We start from the raw sequence: 22,276 nt of genomic DNA on the forward strand, positions 1-22,276 counted from the left end.
CAGAGTTCCCCGGCACTCACAGGTTGCCGCGGGCGTCCTGCTCGCGCTCGATCGCCTCGAACAGCGCCTTGAAGTTGCCCTTGCCGAAGCCCAGCGAACCGTGCCGCTCGATGAACTCGTAGAAGACGGTGGGGCGGTCGCCGATCGGCTTGGTGAAGATCTGTAGCAGGTAGCCGTCCTCGTCGCGGTCGACCAGGATGCCGCGTGACTTCAGGTCGTTGATGTCCACCCGCACCTTGCCGATCCGGGCACGCAGCTCCGGGTCGTCGTAGTACGAGTCGGGGGTGTTGAGGAACTCCACGCCGCGCGAGCGCAGCACGTCGACGGTGGTGAGGATGTCGTTGGTGGCGAGCGCCATGTGCTGGCAGCCGGGGCCGGTGTAGAACTCCAGGTACTCGTCGATCTGCGACCGCTTCTTGGCGATGGCCGGCTCGTTGAGCGGGAACTTCACCCGGTGGTTGCCGCTGGCGACGACCTTGGACATCAGGGCGGAGTAGTCGGTGGCGATGTCGTCGCCGACGAACTCGGCCATGTTCACGAAGCCCATGACCCGGTTGTAGAACGACACCCACTCGTCCATCCGGCCCAGCTCGACGTTGCCGACGGCGTGGTCGAGGGCCTGGAACAGGCGCTTGGGCGAGCCCTCCGGGTGCTGGACCTTGCTCTGCGCGGTGATGTACCCCGGCAGGTAGGGGCCGTGGTAGCGGGAGCGGTCGATCAGGGTGTGGCGGGTCTCGCCGTAGGTGGCGATGGCCGCGCGGCGCACGGTGCCGTTCTCGTCGGAGACGTCGTTCGGCTCCTCCAGGACGGTGGCGCCGGTCGCGCGGGCGTGCGCGATGCACTTGTCGACGTCCGGGACCTCCAGGGCCAGGTCGACGACGCCGTCGCCGTGGCGGCGGTGGTGGTCCAGCAGCGGGCTGTCCGGCAGTACCCCGCCCTTGATCACGAAGCGGCAGGAGCCGGAGCGGAGCACGAAGGCCTTGCGGTCACGACGGCCGGTCTCCGGACCGGAGTAGGCGACCAGCTCCATGCCGAACACGGCCTGGTAGAACTGGGCCGTCTGGGTGGCGTTGCCGACCACGAAGACGACCGCGTCCTGCGCGGTGACGGGGAACGGGTCGGTGGCCGGGTCGTGCTCGACGAGGCCGACGAGGCGGCGCAGCTGGTCGGCGTCGAGACCGGCCTCGCGCTCCTCGGGGGTCAGCTCAAGGGCGTGGGACTGCGGGGTCATCGGTCGTTCCTCCACTTTTGGCCTCGGCTCCGAGGCGTCCGCTTGAGGCGGCCGCGCCGCGAACGGGTGGGCGGTGCGGCTGGCCGAGAGCTTGCTCCTGTCCGGGTGGCTGGGCAACAGGTCGCGATTTCACTGTTCAATGTGTACAAGCTGATCAGGAAATCCCGCATTCGGCTGCGCAAAATGTGCTGCCGATCGAGGCCGGTTCACGGGGCCCGTGACTCCGGGTCCTGGGCGGTCCCGAGCGGGGCGAGGTGGCGCAGGAACCATGCCCCGGCGAGCTCGGCGACCTGGTCCAACGTGCCCGGCTCCTCGAACAGATGGCCCGCGCCCGGCACCACCGCCAGTTCGCTCACGCAGTGCAGCCGGGCCCGGGCCCGCCGGTTCAGGTCGATCACGGTGGTGTCCAGGCCGCCGACCACGAGCAGCGTCGGGGCGCTCACCCGGCCCAGGACGTCGGGACCGGCGAGGTCGGGGCGCCCGCCGCGGGAGACCACCGCGCCGACGGCGGGCCCGAGCGCGGTGGCGGTGTGCAGGGCGGCGGCGGTGTGCAGCGCGGCCGCGGCGCCGGTGCTGGCGCCGAACAGGCCGAGCGGCAGGTCGCGGGTCTCCTCCAGCCGGCCCAGCTCCTCGGCGACGGCGGTCAGCCGGTCACCGAGCAGACCGACGTCGAACACCTTGCGGCGGTCCGGCTCCTCGGCCTCGGTGAGCAGGTCGAACAGCAGCGTGGCCAGCCCGGAGCGGTTCAGGTACCGGGCGACGTGACGGTTGCGCGGACTGCGCCGGCCGCTGCCGCTGCCGTGCGCGAAGAGCACGATTGCGCTCGGTGCGGCGGGGACGGTCAGCCGGCCGGCGAGGCGCACACCGGCGGCGCGCAGCACCAGCTCGCGGTCCACGCCCACCGGCCCTGGCGCGCGCCGCCCGTCGGCGGCCTCGGCGAGCAGCCGCAGGACCTCCTCGTCGCCGGTCTGCGCGAAGTCCCCGTAGAACTCGCCGATCGCGAAGAACGGCGACGGCGTGCCGACGCAGACCAGCTCGTCGGCGACCTCGGACAGGCGCTCCGTCCAGTCCGCCGGGGCCACCGGGACGGCGAGCACCACCCGGGCCGCCCCCCGGGCCCGGACGATCCGGCAGGCGGCCCGGGCGGTGGAGCCGGTGGCGACGCCGTCGTCCACCACGATCACCGTGCGGCCGCGCAGGTCGGCGGGCGGGCGGCCGCCCCGGTAGCGGCGGGCCCGGCGCTCCAACTCGGTGCGCTCGCGCTGCTCCACGGCGGCCAGCTGGTCGTCGCCGACCCCGGCCAGCCGGATGACCTGCTCGTTCAGCACCCGGACGCCGTCCTCGCCGATCGCCCCCATGCCCAGCTCGGGCTGGTAGGGCACGCCGAGCTTGCGGATCACGCAGATGTCCAGCGGCGCGCCGAGCGCGGCCGCCACCTCGGCGGCCACCGGAACCCCGCCCCTGGGCAGCGCCACCACCACGGTGTCGGCGCCGCCCAAGTGGCCCACGCGGGCGGCCAGCCGCCGACCCGCGTCGGTCCGGTCGGTGAAGTGGGTCCCGGTGCCGTGCATGACGCGCCCTCCGTGTTCCACGGTACGTCCGGGCGGCGTCGGGCGGGGCACTGAGGGGCGGGGCGGGGTGCAGCCCGGGGGTGCCGGCCCGCTGACCGGCACCCCCGGGGTCGTTCCACTCGCTGCGCGGCGGCTACGGCCGCATCTCGTACGCGCCCGACAGCTCCTCGACCCGGGCCCACACGGCGGCGGCCCGCTCCGCGTTGGCGACCGGCCGGCGTACGTTCGCCAGCGCCCAGGCGGCCTGCTCCGGGGTCGTCGAGGCCTTGCCGTGCAGCTCGGTCGCGTGCGCGGAGAAGTCGCGGACCAGCGCGTCGAAGATCTGGTCCAGGACGTCCTCGTCCAGGCCGGTCAGCTCCGCCTGCTCCAGCACCAGCTGGCCGTAGACGATCAGTGCGAACAGCTGGCCGATCTCCAGCAGGAAGTCCAGGTCCGCCTGCTGCTCCTTGCTCGGCGCGTGGCCGAGGAGCAACTCGCAGAAGCCGTCGGCCTGCTCGCGGAAGCGGGCGACGTTCGGCAGCTGCGCGTGGCGGTCGTACGCGGTGCGCCAGTCGTGGAAGCGGATCGCGCCGAGGCCGCGGGCCGCGCCCTGGCGGAACAGGAAGGCGTCATCGGCGGCGTCCAGCCGGGTCGGCACCGGAGCGTAGTCGCTCGGGGCGAACAGGTAGTTGCCCATGAACTTGAGGATCAGCGCCAGGTTGACGTGGACGGTGCCCTCCAGCTTCGGCAGGCCGCGGATGTCCTTCGCCGCCTTGTCGAAGTAGGTGTCCGCCTCGAAGCCCTTGGCCGCGATGACGTCCCACATCAGGTCGATGACCTTCTCGCCCTCGGTGGTGACCTTCATCTTGGTCATCGGGTTGAACAGCAGGTAGCGGCGGTCCTCGGGGGAGGCGGTGCGGAAGTAGTCCACGGCCCGCGCGCTGAACATCTTCATCGCCACCAGGCGGGCGTACGCGTCGGTCAACTCCCGTCGCACGTGGGGGAAGTCGGTGACCTTCCGGCCGTACAGCACCCGGTTGTGGGCGTGTGTGACGGCCTCGTACATCGCGTGCTCGCAGATGCCGACCGAGGCCGTGCAGAGGTTGAACTTGCCGACGTTGACGGTGTTCAGCGCGGCGTCGAAGGCGGCCTGACCGGTGTGCAGCACGTCCTCGGCGCGTACCGGGTAGCCCTCCAGCCGGAACTCGCTGACGTACATCTGGGCGTTCACCACGTTCTTGACCAGGTGGTACGCGTCGTGGCGGCTGTCGGCGGCGAAGAAGACGTAGCCCTCGGGGCCCTCGACGTCGGAGCGGCGGCCGAACACAGAGACAAGGCCGGCCACGTTGCCGTTGCCGATGTAGTACTTGGAGCCGGTCGCGGTGAAGCCGCCCTCGCCGTCCGGGGTGAGGATCATGTCGGTGGAGTAGATGTCGGCGCCGTGGGTGCGCTCGGAGAGCCCGAACGCCATGACGTGCCCCTCCGTCAGGAGCTTCGCGGCGCGGGCCCGGACGGCCTCGTTCTTGCTCTGCCAGACCGGTCCGAGGCCGAGGATGGTGACCTGCCAGGTGTACCAGTAGCCGAGGCCGTAGAAGCCGAGGATCTCGTTCAGCTCGGCGATCCGGGAGGTGTCCCAGCGCTTGCCCGGGTCGGCCGCGGACGGGGTCAGGAATTCCGCGAACAGGCCCTCCTCGGCCGCGAATCCGAGGAAGTCGGCGTACCAGGTGCGGTCGACGTAGGTGTCGATCAGCGCCTTCTTGCCGCGGGACTCGAACCAGTCCACGGTCGCGCGCAGCAGCCGGCGGGTCGGCTCGTCGAACTGCGCGGGGTCGTACGTACGCGGGTTGAAGAGCATCACGGGCTCCCGGGGGTCGAGGGTGAGGGGTGGCGGGTGAGGAGGCGGGTGAGGCGGCGGCGGGTGGTGGCCGGCGGGTGGCGGCGAACAGCGAACAGCGAACAGTTGACAGATGACAACTGACAGAGTTCAGATTTCAGCGTTCAGATTCTGTTATCTGTCACCCGTCATCCGTGACCCGTCATCCGCGGCGAGGCGGTGCAGGGTGGCGAGCACGTCGTCGAGCCAGGCGAGGGTCATCCGCTCGTACTCGATGCCGCCGCGCAGCACCACGTGCTGGAGCTCCTGCTGGGTGTCGAGCGCGGTGAGGTCGGGGAAGTCGCGCTGCTCGCCGTGCAGGTAGCGGGCGAGCAGGGCGGCGTGGCTCTCGCGGTGCCGTTCGACCTCGGAGATCAGCGCGGCCGGGTCGTCGAACGCGGCGGCGCGGATCTTGACCGCGAGCTCGTGTCGGACGGACTCCGGCTCGACCGGTTCGCGCAGCCAGCCGGCGAGCACGGCCCGCCCTGCGTCGGCCGCCGAGTAGACCTTCTTGTCCGGCCGGCCGTCCTGGGCGACCTCTTCGGCGGCGACCCAGCCGTCGGCCTCCATCCGCCGCAGCACCTTGTAGATCTGCTGGTGGGTGGCGGTCCAGAAGCGCCCGATGGAGCGGTCGAAGCGCCGGGCCAGTTCGTAGCCCGAGCCCGGCTGCTCCAGCAGTGAGACGAGGATCGCGTGCTCCAGTGCCATGTCCGGCATCCTGCTATGCAACGAATTGCATAGGCAAGGATGGTCCGCAGTGGTGAGACGCAGGTCACCGCCGTGATCGGATGGTTATCGAGCATCTACGGCCAAAAGGCGCAAATCGCCGGATAGGCGCCAGAATGGGTACGGGGCAAGCGCCCTCCATGTTCCGAACCATAGGAGGTGGTATCGGTGTCTACCCAGATTCCGATGGGCATGGAGCATCACCCGGACATCGTCGAACTACGGGAGCACTACGAGCGGATCACCTCGACCCCGCGCGCCCAGGCCACGGAGGCCCTGGCCGTGCTGGCCGGTCTCTTCCTGGCGGCATCGCCATGGATCGTCGGCTTCACCGCCTTCAACACGCTGACCGTGACCTGCCTGATCGTCGGCCTGGCCTACTGCGTGCTGATGGCGGGATACGGGTCGGCCTACGAGCGCACCCACGCGAGGGCCTGGGCGGCCACCGTGCTCGGCGCGTGGACGATCGTCTCTCCCTGGCTCGTCTCCGGATCGGCCGCGCAGGGCAGGAACATCGTCACCTGCGTCATCGTCGGTGCCGTGATGTTCCTGCTCGGTCTCGCGGCGATCTCGATGGCCACGATCACGGCGAACGGAGCAGCGATGCGACTCGGCCGCGCCGGCCGCGCCAAGGGCTGACGTCACTGACAGCCCGCGTCCGGGGCGTGGAGGATCGAACCGTCCTCCGCGCCCCGGCGCACGTCGTCAGGGAGCCGCGGCCGTCACCGGGAATCCGCAGCCGTCACGGGCGGGTCATCCGCAGGACGTCGAGCGCCTCGTCGAGCTGCTCCCGGGTGAGCTTGCCCTGTTCCACGTAGCCGTGCTCCAGCACGACCTGTCGGATGGTCTTCCGTTCGGCCAGCGCCCGCTTGGCGACCTTCGCCGCCTCCTCGTACCCGAGGTAGCGGTTCAGCGGGGTGACCACCGAGGGGGAGGACTCCGCGTACTCCCGGGCCCGTTCGACGTTGGCGGTGATGCCGTCCACCGTCCGGTCCGCCAGCAGGCGGGCGCTGTTGGCGAGCAGCCGCACCGACTCCAGCACGTTGCGGGCGAGCACCGGGAGCATCACGTTCAGCTCGAAGTTGCCGCTCGCGCCGGCCAGGGTGACCGTCGCGTCGTTGCCGACCACCTGGGCGGCGACCATCAGCACCACCTCGGGGAGCACCGGGTTCACCTTGCCCGGCATGATCGACGAACCGGGTTGCAGGTCCGGCAGGTTGATCTCGCCGAGGCCGGTGCGCGGGCCCGAGCCCATCCACCGCAGGTCGTTCGCGATCTTCGTGAATCCGACGGCCACCGTGCGCAGTTGGCCGCTCAGCTCGACCAGGGCGTCGCGGGCGCCCTGCGCCTCGAAGTGGTCCCGCGCCTCGGTGAGCGGCAGGCCGGTGGTGCGGGCGACCTCCTCGATCACCGCGGCCGGGAAGCCCGGCGGGGTGTTGATCCCGGTGCCCACCGCCGTGCCGCCGAGGGGCAGTTCGGCGACCCGGGGGAGCGTCGCCAGCAGCCGCTCCCGCCCGTGCCGAACCTGGGCGGCGTAGCCGCCGAACTCCTGGCCGAGGGTCACCGGCGTGGCGTCCATCAGGTGCGTCCGGCCCGACTTGACCACCTGCGCGAACTCGGCGGCCTTGCGCTCCAGAGCCTCCGCCAGGTGCTCCAGCGCCGGGATCAGGTCATGCGTGACGGCGGCGGTGGCGGCGATGTGGATCGAGGACGGGAAGACGTCGTTGGACGACTGGCTGGCGTTCACGTGGTCGTTCGGGTGGACCGCGCGGCCCAGCCGCTCGGCGGCCAGGGTGGCGATCACCTCGTTGGCGTTCATGTTGGACGAGGTGCCCGAACCGGTCTGGAACACGTCCACCGGGAACTCGTCGTCCCACCGCCCTTCGGCGACCTCCTCGGCCGCCGCCGCGATCGCCGCCGCCGTGTCCTCGTCCAGGACGCCGAGGCGGGCGTTCACCCGGGCCGCCGCGGCCTTGATCCCGGCCAGCGCGGCGATGTGCGCGCGCTCCAGCCGCTGGCCGGACACCGGGAAGTTCTCCACCGCCCGCTGCGTCTGCGCCTGCCACTTCGCGGCGGCCGGCACCCGGACCTCGCCCATCGAGTCGTGCTCGACGCGGTACTCCCGCTGCTTCTCCTGCTCGTCACCCATCACGCGCTGCACCTCCTGAACGGGCCGGTGGTCCGGCCCCGAGCGGTCTCCGATCACCACAGCCGCGCGCGGGCCCCGGGTATTTCCGCCCGGCCGCATCCACGGTGACGACCAGGCCGCGTCCGCCGGGCCGCCCCCGTCGCGTCCGCCGGGTTGCGGCCGCTGTTACCGCCGGGGCAGCTCGGCGCGGACCAGTTCGCCCGGCGCGGTGCCGGCCTGGGCGACCAGGGCGCCGCCCGGTGCCCAGAAGCCGGAGCCGCCCGAGGTCTGCGGCTGCTCGCCGCTCGCCCCGGCAGAAGTGGCCAGCACGGCCCACACCCCGTGGGCGGCGGCGCGGTCGCGGAGGTGCCCGTCGCGGCGGGCGGCCTGCGCGGGCCCCGCGCCGTACAGGGTGGAGGCGACGTAGGCGTCGATGCCGAGCGCGGCGGTCTCCTCGGCGTGGGCGGGGTCGGCGGCGTCGGCGCAGATCGCGAGGCCGAACCGGAGGCCGTCCAGTTCCAGGACGGCGGGGCCGTCGCCGGGGGTGAACCGGTCGTTCTCGGCGTCGTGCAGCCGCGACTTCCGGTACACGACGGCGGCGCCTTCACCGGTGACGGCCAGGGTGGCGATGGACTCGCCCCTGCCGGGTTCGGTGACCGGCGCGCCGACCAGGGCGGTCGTGCCGGTCGCGGCGCAGGCGGCGACCAGCGGGGCGAGGCGCGGATCGGTGGGGCCGAGCGCGGGCGCGGCCAGGTCGTAGCCGGTCAGGGACAGCTCGGGGAACACCACCAGACGCGCGGTGGCCTCCCGTACCGCCTGCGCGTGCCGTTCGACGTTCACGGCCACGGTGTCCGGGCGGCCGGCGTCGGCGCAGGCGGGCTGGGCGACGGCCACGGTGATGGTGGCGGTGACGGCGGTGGTGACGGCGGTGACGGCGGTGGTGGCGATCAGGGGTGCGGGCATGGCGGTGCCTCCGGGCGCGAGGTGGAAAAGATCAACGTATGCGCAGGTCCGGGCGGTGGACAAGGGTTTCGCGTGGCAGCCGGGAGGGAGGCGGCCGGGGTGGACGCACGTACCGCTCCGCGCTGCGCCGGGAGCGGCCGTAGGCCCGGGGCATGATCACCCGAATGGATGAATAGCTGAGTGGAGTGCTTCAAACTGCCGTACGCCGCTTCGTACGCTCCTGTCCGGGCCGGATTCACGCCGGCCCCACCCTGATCGCCGCTGCTCGGCATCATCGCTGTGCGGCATCACCGCCGCTCGGCGTGGGTGACCGGCTAGTGGGGGCGGACTCATGACGACGACAGGGCGGGGCATGGCCGGGGGCGCGGAAGACCATGGGGGGACGGACCCAGGGAAGCGGCGTGGAACCGCCAGGGGCGGCGGGCTCACCCGGCGGCAGATGCTCGGCGCCTCGGCCGCCCTGGGCGGCGCGGCCTGGCTGCTGCGCGGCACCGTAGGCCCGGACAGCGCCGAGGCGGCCACCCCGGTGCCGCCCGGCCTGCCCGCCGGCACCGAGCTGTACCAGCGGGTCTTCCAGAACTGGTCCGGCGAGATCCGCACCGACCAGCTGTGGACCTGCGCGCCCCGCACGCCCGAGGAGGTGCCGGGGCTCGCCGACTGGGCGCACGCCAACGGCTGGCGCCTGCGCGCCACCGGCTACCGGCACACCTGGGCGCCGCTCACCGTCGCCGACGGGACCCCGGACAGCGCCCGCGTCCTGCTCGTGGACACCAGCCGCCACCTCACCGCGATGACCGCCGACTCGCCGACCACCGTCCGGGTCCAGACCGGCGCCACCATGGAGGACCTGCTCGCCCACCTGGCCGGCCGGGGCCTCGGCCTGACCGCGTGCCCGGCACCCGGCGAACTGACCGTCGGCGGGGTGCTCGCCATCGGCGGCCACGGCACCGCCGTACCCGCCGCCCACGAACTCCGGCCGGAGGGGCACGGCTACGGCTCGGTCAGCAACCAGGTCGTCCGGCTCACCGCCGTCGTCCTCGACCCGGCCACCGGCCGCTACACGCTGCGCACCTTCGAGCGCGCCGAGGCCGACAGCGCCGCCTTCCTGGTGCACCTGGGCCGCGCCTTCCTCACCGAGGTCGTGCTGCGGGCCGGCGCGGACCGCCCGCTGCGCTGCGTCAGCCGTCTCGACATCCCGGCCGGCGAACTGTTCGCCCGCCCCGGCACCGGAGGCGGCGGCGGTGGGCTCCTGGGCGGCGGTGGGCTCCTGGGTGGTCTGCTCGGCGGTGGCGGCCCGCGCACCCTCGCCGACTTCGTCGAGCGCGACGGCCGGGTCGAGGCGATCTGGTTCGCCTACACCGAGTACCCCTGGCTGAAGACCTGGAGCGTCGCCCCGGCCAAGCCGCTTGGCTCCCTGCCCGTCGACCAGCCCTACAACTACCCCTTCTCGGACAGCATTCCGGAACCGGTCGCCCGGCTCGCCGGCCAGATCCTCGCCGGCGCCTGGGGATCGGCCCCGCTGTTCGGCCAACTCCAGTACCTGATCGCCAAGGTGGCGCTCACCGGCGACCTCACGGACGTCCTGCTCTCCGGCGGGCTGCTCCGCGACCTGCTCAGCGGCGACCTGATCACCCACCTGCTCGCCGGCGGCCTGCGCTCCGACCTCTGGGGCCCGTCGCGCAGCCTGCTGCAGTACGTCCGGCCCACCACCCTGCGGGTCACCGCCAACGGCTACGCGGTCCTCGCCAGGCGTGCCGACCTCCAATGGGTGGTCAGCGAATTCGCCGCCTACTACCGGAAGTTGCTCGCCGAATACCAGTCCCGGGGGGAGTTCCCGGTGAACGGCGCGGTGGAGATCCGGGTCACCGGCGTGGACGACCCGACCTCCTCCGGCGTCCCCGGCGCGCGGCCGCCGTTGCTGTCCGCGCTGCGTCCTCGGGCGGACCGCCCGGAGTGGGACACCGCCGTCTGGCTCGACGTCCTGGCCTTCCCCGGCACCCCGGGGCTGGAGCGCTTCGCCCGCGACCTGGAGCAGTGGCTGCTGCGCACCTTCGACGGCACCCGGGCGGGCCTGCGGGTCGAGTGGTCCAAGGGCTGGGCGTACACCGCCGACGCGGCCTGGTCCGATCCGGACCTGATCGGTCGGGTCATTCCCGCGAGCCTGCGCGACGGCGGCGGGCCGGGCTGGGACGAGGCGGTCGCCGTCCTGGACCGGCACGACCCGCACCGGGTGTTCGGAAACCCCTTCCTGGACGGCCTGTTGAAGTAGCCGAACATGTCCGACTGATCGTCAGATGTGCTCCATGACGATCACCGCGAGGGTGTCCGGCGCCAGCGCGCGGAAGACGTGCGGGGCATCGCCCGGGTAGCTCACGTAGTCGCCCGGGCCCAGTTCGACCGGGGCCTCCGTCGGCCCGGCCAGGGCCCGGCCCGATCCGACCAGCACGTGCTCGACGGTACCGGGCATGTGCGGGTCGGAGGCCCGGGTCTCGCCCGGCTGCGCCTCGATCCGGTAGATGTCGCGCCGGGCGTTCGGCGGGCAGGAGGAGAGCACGGTCGCCGCGTAGTCGGCGCGCTCGGAGTGGGTCACCGGCCCCTCGCCGGCCCGGATCACCTTGACCGCCGGGCGCGGGGGGTCGACCAGGCGGCTGAACGGCACGTTCAGTGCGACGGCGAGGGCCCAGAGCGTTTCCACGCTCGGGTTGCCCGCCCCCGACTCCAACTGGGAGAGCGTCGACTTGGCGATGCCCGCGCGCCGGGCCAGCTCCGCCATCGACAGTCCGCCGCGTTCGCGCTCGCGCCGGATGGAGACGGAGATCAGGCCGATCAGATCCGCGCCGGAACCCGCGCTCGGGGTGGTCCGCTCACTCATGCTTGCCACTCACGCTCTCCTGGCTCCTTCTCCGGCTCCCGTGCGGCTGGTGCCGTTCATGCTGCCACTCGTGAGGGCGGCTGTCCGCACCTGCCCGTCGTTCGGCCTGTCGGTCCAATCGTTCGCCTTGACGAACCGAGGCGGTGGGTTCAGTCTGGTGGACATGCGTTCGCTACTCCGAACACTGGAGCATGCCACCCTTCGGGACATCGCTCTCGTCTGCCTCGCCGACGCGCTCGTCGGCGCCTCCTTCGGCGCGATCAGCGCCTCCGGCGGCCTGCCTCTGTGGGTGCCGGTCGCGCTCTCCGTCCTCGTCTTCGCGGGCGGCTCCCAGTTCGCGGCGATCGGCGTGGTGCTGTCCGGCGGCGGTGCGCTCGCCGCCGTCGCCACCGGGCTGGTGCTCAACGCCCGGCTGCTGCCCTTCGGCTTCGCCGTGGCCGACGTGCTCGCCGGCCCGTGGTGGCGGCGGCTGTTCGGCGCGCAGCTGATCACCGACGAGACCGCCGCGTTCGTCCTGCGGCAGGACGACGGTCGACGGCGACGGGCCGCGTTCTGGCTCTGCGGACTGGCGTTGTTCGTGGTGTGGAACGTCTCGGTGGTCCTCGGGGCCCTGGCCGGCGGGCTGATCGGGGACACGGACGCGCTGGGCCTCGACGCGGCCTTCCCCGCCGTGCTGCTCGCCCTCGTGCTGCCCTCGCTCGCGGACCGCCGCGTCCGCACCGCCGCCGTGGCCGGCGCCGTCGTCGCGGTCGCGGCCACGCCGTTCGTCCCGGCGGGGCTGCCCGTCCTGCTCGCCCTCGTCGGGCTGTTGTTCGCAGGGCGGCCCGGAACGCGCGAGGGCCGTGACGGTCGCGGGGTGCGTGACGGTCGCGAGGTGCGGCAGGGCCTTGAGGTGCGGCAGGGCCTTGAGGTGCGGGAGCCGCAGAACTCGCTGCAGTCGCGGGAGTCGCGGGAGTCGCGGAAGGGGGCGTCGGTCGAGGAACCGGGCGTCCCGGTGATCGAGCGGGAGGAAGCCCGATGATGCCGTTGTACGCCGTGCTGCTGCTGGCCGTCGGGACGTACGCCTTCCGCCTCGCCGGGCCGCTCCTCGGCCACCGGCTCGCCCTCTCGGAGCGCGTGCGGCACCTGCTCGCCGTCGCCGCGGCCGTCCTGCTGGTCGCCCTGGTCGCCACCGGTGCCCTCACCCAGGGCCAGGGCTTCGCCGGTTGGGCCCGCCCGGCCGGCGTCCTGGTCGCCGGTGTGCTCGCGCTGCGGCGGGCGCCGTTTCCGGCGGTGGTGGTCGCGGGCGCGGCGACGACGGCGCTGCTGCGGCTGTGCGGGGTGGGGTGAGGGGCGGCCCGTCAGCCGCCCAGCGCCTTGAAGAAGATCGTCGTCGGGTGCGCGCGCCCCGTGGGGTCGGTCGCGTAGTCCGGCACCGAACCGACCCGCGTCCACCCGGCCGCCTCGTACAGCCGCTCGGCCGGGCTGCCCGTCTCGGTGTCCAGCACCAGCAGCCGCAGCCCCAGCTCGGTCGCCCGCTCCTCCAGCGCCGCCAGCAGCCGCCCGGCCAGCCGCTGCCCCCGGTCCGACGGGTGCACCATCAGCTTGGCGACCTCGCCGCGGTGCCGCCCGTTCGCGGGCACCGCCGGGCGCAGCTGGATCGTCCCGGCGAGCCGCCCGTCGGCCTCCGCCCGGACCGTCCACAGCAGCAGCCGTTCCGCCGCGACCTCCGGGGCGAGCGCCCGCCACCACGCCACGGCCTCGGCCCGCCCCAGCGGCGCGAGGAAGCCGATCGACCCGCCACCGTGGACGGTGTCCACCATCAGCCCGGCGAGCTCCTCCGCCGCGCCGTCCAACTCCTCCGCCGTCACCTGACCGACCGCGTACGCCCCGCCCGCCATGTCGTCTTCCTCACTCGTTCGAGCCCGCCCACCGTCCGGGCGGTTGCGACATACTCGCCGGTACCGCGCCGAGACCGGGATCCCGTCGGTATCCCGCCGACACTACAAGGAGCTTCGATGACGAAGCCGACCCGGATCGACCCGTCCGACCTGCTCGCCGTCGGCGACCTGCTCTCCGACGAGGAGCGGCTGATCCGCGACACCGTCCGGAGGTTCACCGAGGAGCGGATCCGCCCGCACATCGGCGACTGGTTCGAGCGCGGCGTCTTCCCGGCCCGCGAACTCGCCCCCGAACTCGGCGCCCTCGGCGTGCTCGGCATGCACCTCGACGGCTACGGCTGCGCGGGCGCCGGCGCGGTGGCGTACGGGGTCGCCTGCATGGAACTGGAGGCGGCCGACTCCGGGCTGCGCAGCTTCGTCTCGGTGCAGGGCTCGCTCGCGATGCGTTCGATCCACGCCTTCGGTTCCGAGGAGCAGAAGCAGCGCTGGCTGCCCGGCATGGCCGCGGGTGAGCTGATCGGCTGCTTCGCCCTCACCGAACCGGACTTCGGATCCGACCCGGCGAACATGCGGACCCGCGCGGTGCGCAAGGGCGGCGACTGGGTGCTCTCCGGCAGCAAGATGTGGATCACCAACGGCAGCATCGCCGACGTCGCCGTCGTCTGGGCGCAGACCGAGGAGGGTGTGCGCGGCTTCCTGGTCGAGCGCGGAACGCGCGGCCTGACCGCCACCGACGTGCACGGCAAGCTCTCCCTGCGCGCCTCCGTCACGAGCGAACTCGCCTTCGACGAGGTGGTCCTGCCCGCCGACGCCGTCCTGCCGGGCGTCAGCGGTCTGCGCGGACCGCTCTCCTCCCTCAACGAGGCCCGCTACGGCATCCTCTGGGGCACCGTCGGCGCCGCCCGCGACTGCTACACCGCCGCCCTCGACTACGCGAAGAGCCGGATCCAGTTCGGCCGCCCGATCGCCGGATTCCAGCTCACTCAGCACAAGCTCGTCGAGATGATGCTGGAGGTGGAGAAGGCCTACCTGGTCGCCCTGCGGATCGGCCGGCTCAAGGAGGAGGGTGCGGCCCGCCCGCCGCACGTCAGCTTCGGCAAGCTCAACAACGTCCGCACGGCGCTGGAGATCGCCCGCAGCGCCCGGACCGTCCTCGGGGCCAACGGCATCACCACCGAGTACCCGGTGCTGCGGCACGCCAACAACCTGGAGTCGGTGCTCACCTACGAGGGCACCGGCGAGATCCACACCCTGATCCTGGGCGAGGCCATCACCGGCGAGTCCGCCTACCACTGACAGACCGTCCACCTCGGGAAACCCGGTGGCCGGGACCGTCGCGGCCCGGCTACCGTGCCCACCGTGAACAGCGAGCCCACCACGCCCGGCACCGCCCCGACCACCACCCTCTGGCGCCCCACCGGCCCCGAGGAACTGGCCCTGGTCGAGGCGTCCGGCTGGCGCGCCTGGCCGCCCCGGCTGCCCGAGCAGCCGATCTTCTACCCCGTCCTCAACGAGGACTACGCGATCCGCATCGCCCGCGACTGGAACGTCCCCGCCTCCGGCGTCGGCTACGTCACCCGTTTCGAGGTCGACACCGCCTTCCTCGCCCGCTATCCGGTGCAGCGGGCGGGCGGCCGCACGATCCTCGAACTCTGGGTCCCAGCCGAGGAGTTGCCGGAATTCAACCGGAACATCGTCGGCCCCATCGAGGTCGTCCACGAGTTCCGGGCCCTGCCGTGACGCGTCCCTCCACGCCGGCTCGCCCCCGCACCGCTGACCGCCGAGGGCGGCGCCTTCGCCCGGCGCCTGCTCGCGGAAGTCGGTGACACCCTGCCCGTCGCTGTCGCCCTGGACGCCGGCCCGATCGCGGACCCCTACGACCCGGCCGAGCGCTGGGCCGTCGTCGAGGCGAATCTGCCGTGGTTCGCGCACTGCTACGCCGCCGACCCGGACCGCGTCCTGGACGTCGTGCTGCGCGCCGCCGGACCGGTCTCCGCACTCGCCCAGGCCGACCGCCGGTTCGTCCGTACGGCCGCCTGACACCCGGCGGACACCTGGCATTCGGTGAGTGGACGCCGGGCGGTACGGCGGGCGGTGGAGCATGGCGCGGTCGGCGGCGCCCTCGGCGGGCGCGGCCGGGTGTGTACGACCGAAAGGAACCCCCGCCATGTCTGCTGCCCAGTGGCCCCGCCCCCGGGTGCTCGTCGTCGGGATCGACGGCGTCCGCCACGACTACCTGGAGCACGTGCCGATGCCGCGCCTCCAGGAGCTCGCCGAGGCAGGGTTCCTGGTGCCGGTGACCGTGGCGGACACGACGCCCACCATGTCCGGGCCGTGCTGGGCCACCATCGTCACCGGTGTCGAGCCCGCCAAGCACGGTGTCTGGGGCAACCACCTCGGCGGCAACCGGCTCGACGTGTTCCCCGACTTCGCCACCCGGCTCGCCCGCGGCGACCGCCGCCGCACCTTCGTCGCGGCCGGCTGGGACCCGCTGATGATCAACGAGTCCGGCGGCCCGCTGTTCCGTGCGCCCGGCCGGCTCTCGTACATCGCCCCGGCCGAGGACACGCCCGAAGCCTGGGAGGCCGTCGACGAGGAGGTCACCCGCGAGGCCGTCCACGTCCTGGGCACCGCCGACCCGGAGGCCTCCTTCGTCTACCTCGGCGCCGTCGACGAGACCGCCCACTTCCTCGGCTGCGGCGACGAGTACCGGGCGGCCATGCGCACCGCCGACGAACGCCTCGGCCGGCTGCTCGACGCCGTCCGCGGCCGCGCCGACCACGCCGACGAGCAGTGGACCGTCATCGTCGTCACCGACCACGGCCACGTCGACGCCGGCGGCCACGGCGGCCGCACCGTCGAGGAGCGCACGGCCTGGGTCGCCTGCGCCGGGCACGGCATCCCGGCCGGCCCGCCCACCGGGGAGATCCGCCACCCGGACGTCGCCGCCCAGGTGTACGCCTCGCTGCTGCGCCCCATCGACCCGCACTGGACCCTCGACGGCCGGCCTTTCCCGGTTGCCCGGCCGGAGGCGGTGCCGGTGCCGGAGGCGGTGTCGGCGTCGATCTGATCGGCGCTCTGAACGGCGGTCCGGCAGGTGCTCTGACCAACGATCCGACCAACGTCCGACCGGCGGCCGACACCGTCGCCGGCCCCGGGCCCGACGACGCCTCAGGGGCGCGCTGATGCATCCGGGTGCAGCAGGCCGGGCTGCGCCGGGGACCGGCTTGAGTGACGCTCGATCGAGGCCCGGGCGGCACTTGAAGACGGTGTGCCAGCCTGGGCGCCCCACCGTGTAACCCCGAGACCGGGTCGCTGGACATACCTCTGAAGGTGGAGACGGTACCCCGTGGGATGGAGACAAGATCGCGACCTGGTGGTGACGCTCCAAAGGGACGGCACGGGCCACGATGGATACACCCGGACGGCAGACCTCGCCGACCGGACCGGAACCGGAGACGGAGAGGACAGACGGGCATGAAGGGCATCGTGAGCAAGGTCGCACTGGGAGTCGCGGGCACCGGCATGGCCGTCGCCGTGGCGGCCGTGGCAATCGGCCCGAGGGTGTCCGATTGGTACGACGGACGCCACCAGGAGCAGGCCACCTACGACACCGGCAGCCAGGCCAAGGCCGAGCGCCGTTCGATGCCGGCCTGGCTGCCCGACAACGCCTCCTCGGTGAAGTACCTGATGTCCACCACCGGCGACGACCGCCTGCTGCGCGCCACCCTCCCGGAGGGGCGGCTGCCCGTCGGCTGCAACACCGGCCTGCCCGGCAAGTCGGCGCACTCGGTGCCGCTGTCGCTCAAGGCCGGCTGGTTCCCCGAGGGTGTCGCGGCCAAGGCCAGTGGCACCTGCGGGCACTACAACGTGACGCTCACCGGCAACCAGCTCTACGCGTGGCAGGACGGCGCGGCGGTGCAGGCGGCCCTGCGCGCCGAGCGGCCCGCCAAGCACTGAGCCGGGCGCACTGAGCCGGGCGCCCCGAGCCGGGCGCCGTGCACGGGGGCACCGAGCCGGGTGCCCGCACCGGGCACCCGCACCGGGCTCGCCGTGAGGCTCCGAGTACGCCGCCAGGCTCCGACCGGCCCGCCAAGCACCGACAGGTGCGGGCGGGCCGTCGTCGTGCCCGGGTACCGCCGGAGTGGCCGACGGTGGACCAGCGGGAGGACCCCCGCTGTCGGAAACGGCCTGGGCTGCGATAGGACGGAGCGTGGACAAACCCGTCCCGCCCCCGTCCCGTCCCGTTCCCCGTTCCGTGAGGAGCCCCATGCCCGGCCCGACCGTCGGCTCTGCCGGCGACACGTCGACCGCTCCCTCCGCCGCCCCCACCACCGGCCAGTCCCGCCCCGGCCGGGCCACGATCGCCGTCCTGGGCGGTCTCGTGGCGCTCGGCCCGCTCACCACCGACCTCTACCTGCCCGGGCTGCCCGCGATCGCCGACGACCTGGTCGCCGAACCGGCCGCCGTCCAGCTCACCCTCACCTTCTCCATGTTCGGGGTCGCGGCCGGGCAGTTGCTCTTCGGACCGCTCAGCGACCGCTACGGCCGCCGCCCGCCGCTGCTCGCGGGGCTCGTCCTCTACACCCTGGCCAGCGTGGTGTGCGTGATCGCGCCGAGCCTGACGGTGCTGATCATCGCCCGCTTCATCCAGGGCGCGGCCGGATCCGCCGGGCTGGTCATCGGCCGGGCCGTCGCCCGGGACCGCTTCCAGGGCGTCGCGATGCTGCGGTTCCTGGCCTCCATCGCGCTGATATCCGGGCTGGCGCCGATCCTCGCCCCGATCCTCGGCGCGCAACTGATGCGGTTCACCTCGTGGCGCGGCACCTTCGGCGCGCTGACCGCGCTCGGGCTGCTCCTGACCCTGGCCGCCTTCGGGGCGCTGCGCGAGAGCCTGCCGACGCAGAACCGGGGCACCGGCGGGGTGGGCGCGACGCTGCGCACGATGGGGCGGTTGCTGCGCGACCTGCCGTTCCTCGGGCTGGCGCTGACCAGCTCCTTCGCCTTCGGTGCGCTGTTCGGTTACATCAGCGGGTCGTCCACGGTGCTCCAGCACGTGTACCAGGTCTCGCCGCAGACCTACAGTCTGTTGTTCGGGGCGAACTCGCTGGCCATCGTCGTGATGACGCAGTTGAACGGACGGGTGCTCGCGCGCCGCTTCGCCCCGCGGGGGCTGATGCTGGCCGGGCTGGCGACGGCGGTGACCGCCGGAGTGGCGCTGGTGTTGCTGACGGCGGTCTGGGACTTCGGGCTGGTCGGGTTCTGCCCGCCGTTGTTCGTGATGATGGGCAGCATGGGCGTGGTCCTGCCGAACACGGCCGCGCAGGCGCTCAGCCTGGTCGAGCCGCGGGCGGCCGGGACGGCGTCGGCGCTGCTCGGCACCGGCAACTTCCTGTGCGGGGCGGTGGTCGCACCGCTGAGCAGCCTCGGCGGCCGGCCGTCGGCGGTGCTGCTGGCGGTGGTCGTCCTGGCGAGCGGGGTGCTGGCGATGGCGGCGTACGTGACGCTGTGTCGGCCCGGGCGGATGAGGACGGCGGAGGCCGAGGTGGTGGCAGGGAGCTGACGGCCCCCGGCCGCCGGCCGGCGACGAGCAGCTGACGGCTGACAACGAACAGCAAACAGATAACAGCTGACAGATGATGAAATCTGTCAGCTGTTATCTGTTATTCGTTCCCTGTCAGCCGTCAGCCGTCAGCCGTCAGCCGTCAGGCGTCGCGCGCGGCTCAGGCGATCGAGAAGTCGTCGCCGAAGACGTTGCCCTGGCCGTACCAGCCGTGCAGGTACACGGTGACGGTGCCGGAGGCGCCGGTGGTGAAGGGGACGGTCAGCTTGGTCCAGCCGGAGGCGTTGGGGGTCCAGGAGCTGGCGGTGGCACCACCGCTGACGCCGAGGTACGCGTAGTTGCCCTGCACCCAGCCACTCAGCGTGTAGCTGGTGTTGGCCTTCAGCGTGACGGTCTGCGAGCACTCGCCGGTCTGGCCGGCGGTGGCCGCCGCCTGGAGCGCGTAGGACCCGGAGTGGACCGGGGTGGAGACCACGGCGCCGCCGCTCTGGCAGGTCCACGGGGCGAGGCTGCCGGTCTCCAGGTCGCCGTTGACCAGGCCGGTCGGCGGCGGGGTCGTCCCGGTGACGGTCAGTGCGTACGTGGCGGTGTGGGTGCCGGACGGCCCGGTGGCCGTCACGGTGAGCGGGTAGCTGCCCGCCGTGGCGGCCGTGGTGGTGGTGATGTTGAGGGTGGCGCCGGTGCCGGCGGTGACGCTGCCGGGGGTGACGGTGGCGGTGACGCCGGCCGGGGCGCCGCTGACCGACAGGTTGAGGCTCTGTGCCGAGCCCGCCGTGACCGCCGTGGCGATGGCCGCCGAGGTGGACGAACCGGCGGCCACCGTACCGGAGTTCGGGTTCACTGCGACCGAGAAGTCGTTGCCGGGCTGAGTGCCCGTGACGTTCAGGGTGAAGACGCCGGTGTGACTGCCGGAGGCCGCGCTGCCGGTGACCGTCAGCGGGTAACTCCCGGGCGCCACCGCCGTGGTGGTGGTGATGTTGAGGGTGGCGCCGGTGCCGGCGGTGACGCTGCCGGGGGTGACGGTGGCGGTGACGCCGGCCGGGGCGCCGCTGACCGACAGGTTGAGGCTCTGTGCCGAGCCCGCCGTCACTGCCGTGGCGATGGCCGCCGAGGTGGACGAACCGGCGGTGACCGTGGCGGAGTTGGGGTTGACGGCCACGGAGAAGTCGTTGGTCACCGTCGAGCCGCTGGTGAACGGCGCGAAGATGTGGGTGAAGTCCCAGGTGTTCTGGCTGATGCCGGAGCAGGAGTCGTCCCCCGCCTTGCCCGGGCAGCCGCCGTTGTCGCGCTGGAGCGCCCAGAAGGACAGCGTGTTGATGCCCTTCGACACCGCCCAGTTGTAGACGGTGGTGGCGTTGGCCACGGTGAAGGTCTCGGCCGCGCCGTAGTCGTCGATGCCGGGCATCTCGGTGATCCCGATCGAACCCCACAGCTGGGCGGGGGTCTTGGACGGGTAGAGCTTGGCGAGCTGGTTGTAGAGGCCCTGCGCGGAGGTCTGGGTGTCGGCCGCCATGTCGTGGGTGGCGCCGTCGTAGTAGTCGAAGGTCATCATGTTGACGACGTCGATCCGGGCGTTGTTGCTCACCGCGTTCTTCAGCACGGCGAGGCCGCTGGAGGCCAGCCCGCTGGTGGTGGTTGGCAGCGTGTAGGAGAACTGGACGTTGCGCCCGTTGGCGGCGGCCCAGTCCTGCACGATCTTGATCGCCTTGTTGCGGCGGTCGATTCCGGCCGTGTTGGTCAGCGAGTTGTCCTCGATGTCGAGGTCGATCCGGCTGACGTCGTAGGTGGTGACGAGGTTCTCGAAGGCTGCCGCGATCTGGTTGACGTCGGTGCAGCTGTCGGCCAGTTCGGTGCCGGTGTTGTCGGCGGTGTAGCCGCCGAAGGAGGGGATCACGTCCCCGCCGTTGGCCCGGATGGTGGCGATGTCGGCGCCGAAGGTCGAGGAGGAGACCGGCTTCGAGGTGTCGCCGTTCCAGTACGGGGTGCAGGAGCCCTTGGTGGCGGCCTGGAGGAACGCCATCGTCAGGTACTTGGCCCCGGACTGGGCGGCCAGGGCGGCGGGGCTCTGCCCGGTCCAGGACTCGAAGTAGGGGGCGAAGACCCTGCTGGGGAGCGGGGTCGCGGCCTGGGCGGAGCCCGTCCCGGCGGCGACCAGGCCGGCCGAGGCGGCCAGTGTGGCGCAGGCCGTCAGGGCCGCCTGGATGGTTCTGCGTAGACGCATGGATTCTCCAACATACGTGGTGGGGCAGGACGTTGGGGATACGCGCATGATCGGGGCGCGACGGCCGTGTGGGGTCGGCTGCGCGGGCCCGGACGTGCGGACGTGTGGGTGTGCTGACGTGCGGGCGCGCGGAAGCCCACCGACTCGCGTGGAGGCGGGTGGCGGGTACGCGTGTGCGCACGCCGTACGGAGCGGGGGTGGTGCGGGACAGGGCAGGGCAGTGCCTCAGCCGCCGGTGGTCACACCCCCACAGTGCATCCCGGTCGGATCGACATGCTTATGGTTGGACTAGACCACTGGTCTGTCAAGAGACCTAACAGTTCGTCAACACACCGCCCCCGTGCCCGAAGGGCCGTCCGACCGGCCGGGTGTGCGCGGTGCGGCCGGGACTGTGGAGGTGGGCGGTGGGGCGGGGTGGCCGCGCTACCGAAGGGCGGACGCGTCGAAGGGTGGACATGTCGAACGGTGGATGTGCCGAAGGGCGGATGCGTCGAAGGACGGCGCCGCCGAAGAGCGAAGGTGCCGTGGCCGCGCGCCCGTCGGCGGGCGCGCGGCCACGGCGGCCCGGCGCTCAGGACACCGGGCGGTTCGGGTGGCCGCTCCGGATCACGCCGGCGGCGGGCAGAGGGTGGTCCGCAGCGCGTCGTTGATCTTCGCGGCGGTGTCCGGTCCGAAGCCCTGCGGGTGGTCGGGCGAGGTGAAGCGCTGGTTGGCCAGCTCGACCAGCTTCGACTTGTCCTTGGGGAACTGGAACAGCGCCTGGCACTGATTGCGGGCCCGGTCCACGGCCTGGTCCGGCTTGCCGCCGACGATTGCCGGGTCGATCGCGTCCAGCGCGGCGACCAGCTTGCCGGTTAGGTCGGTGCCCGGCTTTCCGGGCAGGCCGGCGTCGCCGGGGGGCGTGGGCTTGGCCGGGGCGGGGGCCCCGGGGGAGCCGGAGTCCGGGGCAGGGACCGAGGGGTTGTCGGGCGCGGGCGTCGAGGGGGCCGCGGGCGCGGAGGGGGAGGCGGCCGGGTCGGGCGCGGAGGCCGAGGGCGACTTGGGCGTCGGCGGCGTCGTGGCGGTGCCGGGGGCGGGGACCGAGGCGGCGGCCGGGGTGGTGGGGGAGCCGGCCGCGGCGGTGGCCGGGTGGGGGCCCGGTCCGGAGCTGGAGCAGGCAGCGAGGCTCACCGCGGCGAATGCCGTGAGGGTGGCGGCGAGGAGACGAGTGCGCATGGCGTCACACTGTCATGTCCGCGGCGCTGAAGGGAAGATCCTCCCGCGAGCGCG

General features: G+C 72.8%; 20 protein-coding genes. 10 read left to right on the plus strand and 10 right to left on the minus strand.

The window, feature by feature from the left end; all coding sequences use genetic code 11:
• Positions 1-16: 16 nt before the first annotated feature.
• The 4 genes from hppD to ABT015_RS00305 all read right to left on the minus strand — a co-directional run bounded on the left by hppD (position 17) and on the right by ABT015_RS00305 (position 5,362).
• Entirely contained in the window at positions 17-1,231 is a 1,215-nt protein-coding gene (hppD, locus tag ABT015_RS00290) for a 4-hydroxyphenylpyruvate dioxygenase (RefSeq protein WP_350875044.1), read from the minus strand.
• A 206-nt stretch (positions 1,232-1,437) separates the two neighbouring features.
• A complete protein-coding gene (locus ABT015_RS00295; RefSeq protein ID WP_350875046.1) occupies positions 1,438-2,802 on the minus strand; it encodes an alpha/beta family hydrolase in 1,365 nt (454 codons plus the stop codon).
• A gap of 133 nt (positions 2,803-2,935) precedes the next feature.
• Positions 2,936-4,636 (minus strand): acyl-CoA dehydrogenase family protein, encoded by a 1,701-nt coding sequence (locus tag ABT015_RS00300; protein ID WP_350875048.1) that lies wholly within the window; start codon positions 4,634-4,636, stop codon positions 2,936-2,938.
• A 153-nt stretch (positions 4,637-4,789) separates the two neighbouring features.
• On the minus strand, positions 4,790-5,362 hold the full coding sequence (locus ABT015_RS00305; RefSeq protein WP_350875050.1) for a PadR family transcriptional regulator: 573 nt from the start codon (positions 5,360-5,362) through the stop codon (positions 4,790-4,792).
• Positions 5,363-5,548: 186 nt separating this feature from the next.
• Between ABT015_RS00305 and ABT015_RS00310 the strand changes: the two genes are divergently transcribed.
• Positions 5,549-6,019: an SPW repeat protein gene (locus ABT015_RS00310; protein ID WP_063349890.1), complete on the plus strand. Its 471-nt coding sequence runs from the start codon at positions 5,549-5,551 to the stop codon at positions 6,017-6,019.
• Positions 6,020-6,122: 103 nt separating this feature from the next.
• Here the strand turns inward: ABT015_RS00310 and ABT015_RS00315 are convergent, their stop codons facing one another.
• Both ABT015_RS00315 and ABT015_RS00320 read right to left on the minus strand, forming a co-directional pair.
• Entirely contained in the window at positions 6,123-7,529 is a 1,407-nt protein-coding gene (locus tag ABT015_RS00315; RefSeq protein ID WP_350875053.1) for a class II fumarate hydratase, read from the minus strand.
• 165 nt (positions 7,530-7,694) lie between these two features.
• A complete protein-coding gene (locus tag ABT015_RS00320) occupies positions 7,695-8,471 on the minus strand; it encodes a carbon-nitrogen hydrolase family protein (RefSeq protein WP_350875055.1) in 777 nt (258 codons plus the stop codon).
• A 439-nt stretch (positions 8,472-8,910) separates the two neighbouring features.
• On the opposite strand from ABT015_RS00320, the gene ABT015_RS00325 reads away from it, so the two are divergent.
• Positions 8,911-10,740, plus strand: coding sequence for a cholesterol oxidase substrate-binding domain-containing protein (locus ABT015_RS00325; RefSeq protein WP_350875057.1), 1,830 nt, complete (start codon positions 8,911-8,913; stop codon positions 10,738-10,740).
• Between the two features lie 21 nt (positions 10,741-10,761).
• Here the strand turns inward: ABT015_RS00325 and ABT015_RS00330 are convergent, their stop codons facing one another.
• Positions 10,762-11,343 (minus strand): helix-turn-helix domain-containing protein, encoded by a 582-nt coding sequence (locus ABT015_RS00330; RefSeq protein ID WP_350875658.1) that lies wholly within the window; start codon positions 11,341-11,343, stop codon positions 10,762-10,764.
• 163 nt (positions 11,344-11,506) lie between these two features.
• Here ABT015_RS00330 and ABT015_RS00335 point away from each other — a divergent pair, with 163 nt between their 5' ends.
• Together ABT015_RS00335 and ABT015_RS00340 are read left to right on the plus strand one after the other, a co-directional pair.
• A complete protein-coding gene (locus tag ABT015_RS00335; RefSeq protein WP_350875059.1) occupies positions 11,507-12,364 on the plus strand; it encodes an AzlC family ABC transporter permease in 858 nt (285 codons plus the stop codon).
• Positions 12,364-12,672: an AzlD domain-containing protein gene (locus tag ABT015_RS00340; RefSeq protein ID WP_063349896.1), complete on the plus strand. Its 309-nt coding sequence runs from the start codon at positions 12,364-12,366 to the stop codon at positions 12,670-12,672. The genes ABT015_RS00335 and ABT015_RS00340 overlap by 1 nt, the downstream gene beginning before the upstream one ends.
• 11 nt (positions 12,673-12,683) lie before the next feature.
• Here ABT015_RS00340 and ABT015_RS00345 read toward each other — a convergent pair whose 3' ends face one another.
• Positions 12,684-13,223, minus strand: a complete 540-nt coding sequence (locus ABT015_RS00345; protein WP_350875062.1) for a GNAT family N-acetyltransferase — start codon at positions 13,221-13,223, stop codon at positions 12,684-12,686.
• Between the two features lie 117 nt (positions 13,224-13,340).
• Here ABT015_RS00345 and ABT015_RS00350 point away from each other — a divergent pair, with 117 nt between their 5' ends.
• The 6 genes from ABT015_RS00350 (at position 13,341) to ABT015_RS00375 (ending at position 18,786) form a co-directional block, all read left to right on the plus strand.
• Entirely contained in the window at positions 13,341-14,519 is a 1,179-nt protein-coding gene (locus ABT015_RS00350; RefSeq protein ID WP_350875064.1) for an acyl-CoA dehydrogenase family protein, read from the plus strand.
• A 63-nt stretch (positions 14,520-14,582) separates the two neighbouring features.
• On the plus strand, positions 14,583-14,963 hold the full coding sequence (locus ABT015_RS00355) for an ADP-ribosylation/crystallin J1 (protein ID WP_350875066.1): 381 nt from the start codon (positions 14,583-14,585) through the stop codon (positions 14,961-14,963).
• 33 nt (positions 14,964-14,996) lie between these two features.
• Positions 14,997-15,263, plus strand: a complete 267-nt coding sequence (locus ABT015_RS00360; protein ID WP_350875660.1) for an ATP-grasp domain-containing protein — start codon at positions 14,997-14,999, stop codon at positions 15,261-15,263.
• Positions 15,264-15,390: 127 nt separating this feature from the next.
• Positions 15,391-16,293: an alkaline phosphatase family protein gene (locus ABT015_RS00365; RefSeq protein WP_350875068.1), complete on the plus strand. Its 903-nt coding sequence runs from the start codon at positions 15,391-15,393 to the stop codon at positions 16,291-16,293.
• A 407-nt stretch (positions 16,294-16,700) separates the two neighbouring features.
• Complete coding sequence (locus ABT015_RS00370) at positions 16,701-17,183, plus strand: hypothetical protein (protein WP_350875070.1); 483 nt, start codon at positions 16,701-16,703, stop codon at positions 17,181-17,183.
• 310 nt (positions 17,184-17,493) lie between these two features.
• Entirely contained in the window at positions 17,494-18,786 is a 1,293-nt protein-coding gene (locus tag ABT015_RS00375; protein ID WP_350875073.1) for a multidrug effflux MFS transporter, read from the plus strand.
• A gap of 160 nt (positions 18,787-18,946) precedes the next feature.
• Here the strand turns inward: ABT015_RS00375 and ABT015_RS00380 are convergent, their stop codons facing one another.
• Together ABT015_RS00380 and ABT015_RS00385 are read right to left on the minus strand one after the other, a co-directional pair.
• Positions 18,947-21,007, minus strand: a complete 2,061-nt coding sequence (locus ABT015_RS00380; protein WP_350875075.1) for a glycosyl hydrolase family 18 protein — start codon at positions 21,005-21,007, stop codon at positions 18,947-18,949.
• Positions 21,008-21,613: 606 nt separating this feature from the next.
• Positions 21,614-22,222 (minus strand): hypothetical protein, encoded by a 609-nt coding sequence (locus ABT015_RS00385; protein ID WP_350875077.1) that lies wholly within the window; start codon positions 22,220-22,222, stop codon positions 21,614-21,616.
• Positions 22,223-22,276: the final 54 nt, after the last annotated feature.

Origin of the sequence: Kitasatospora sp. NPDC094016 (assembly GCF_040304045.1) — a bacterium.
GTDB lineage: Bacteria > Actinomycetota > Actinomycetes > Streptomycetales > Streptomycetaceae > Kitasatospora.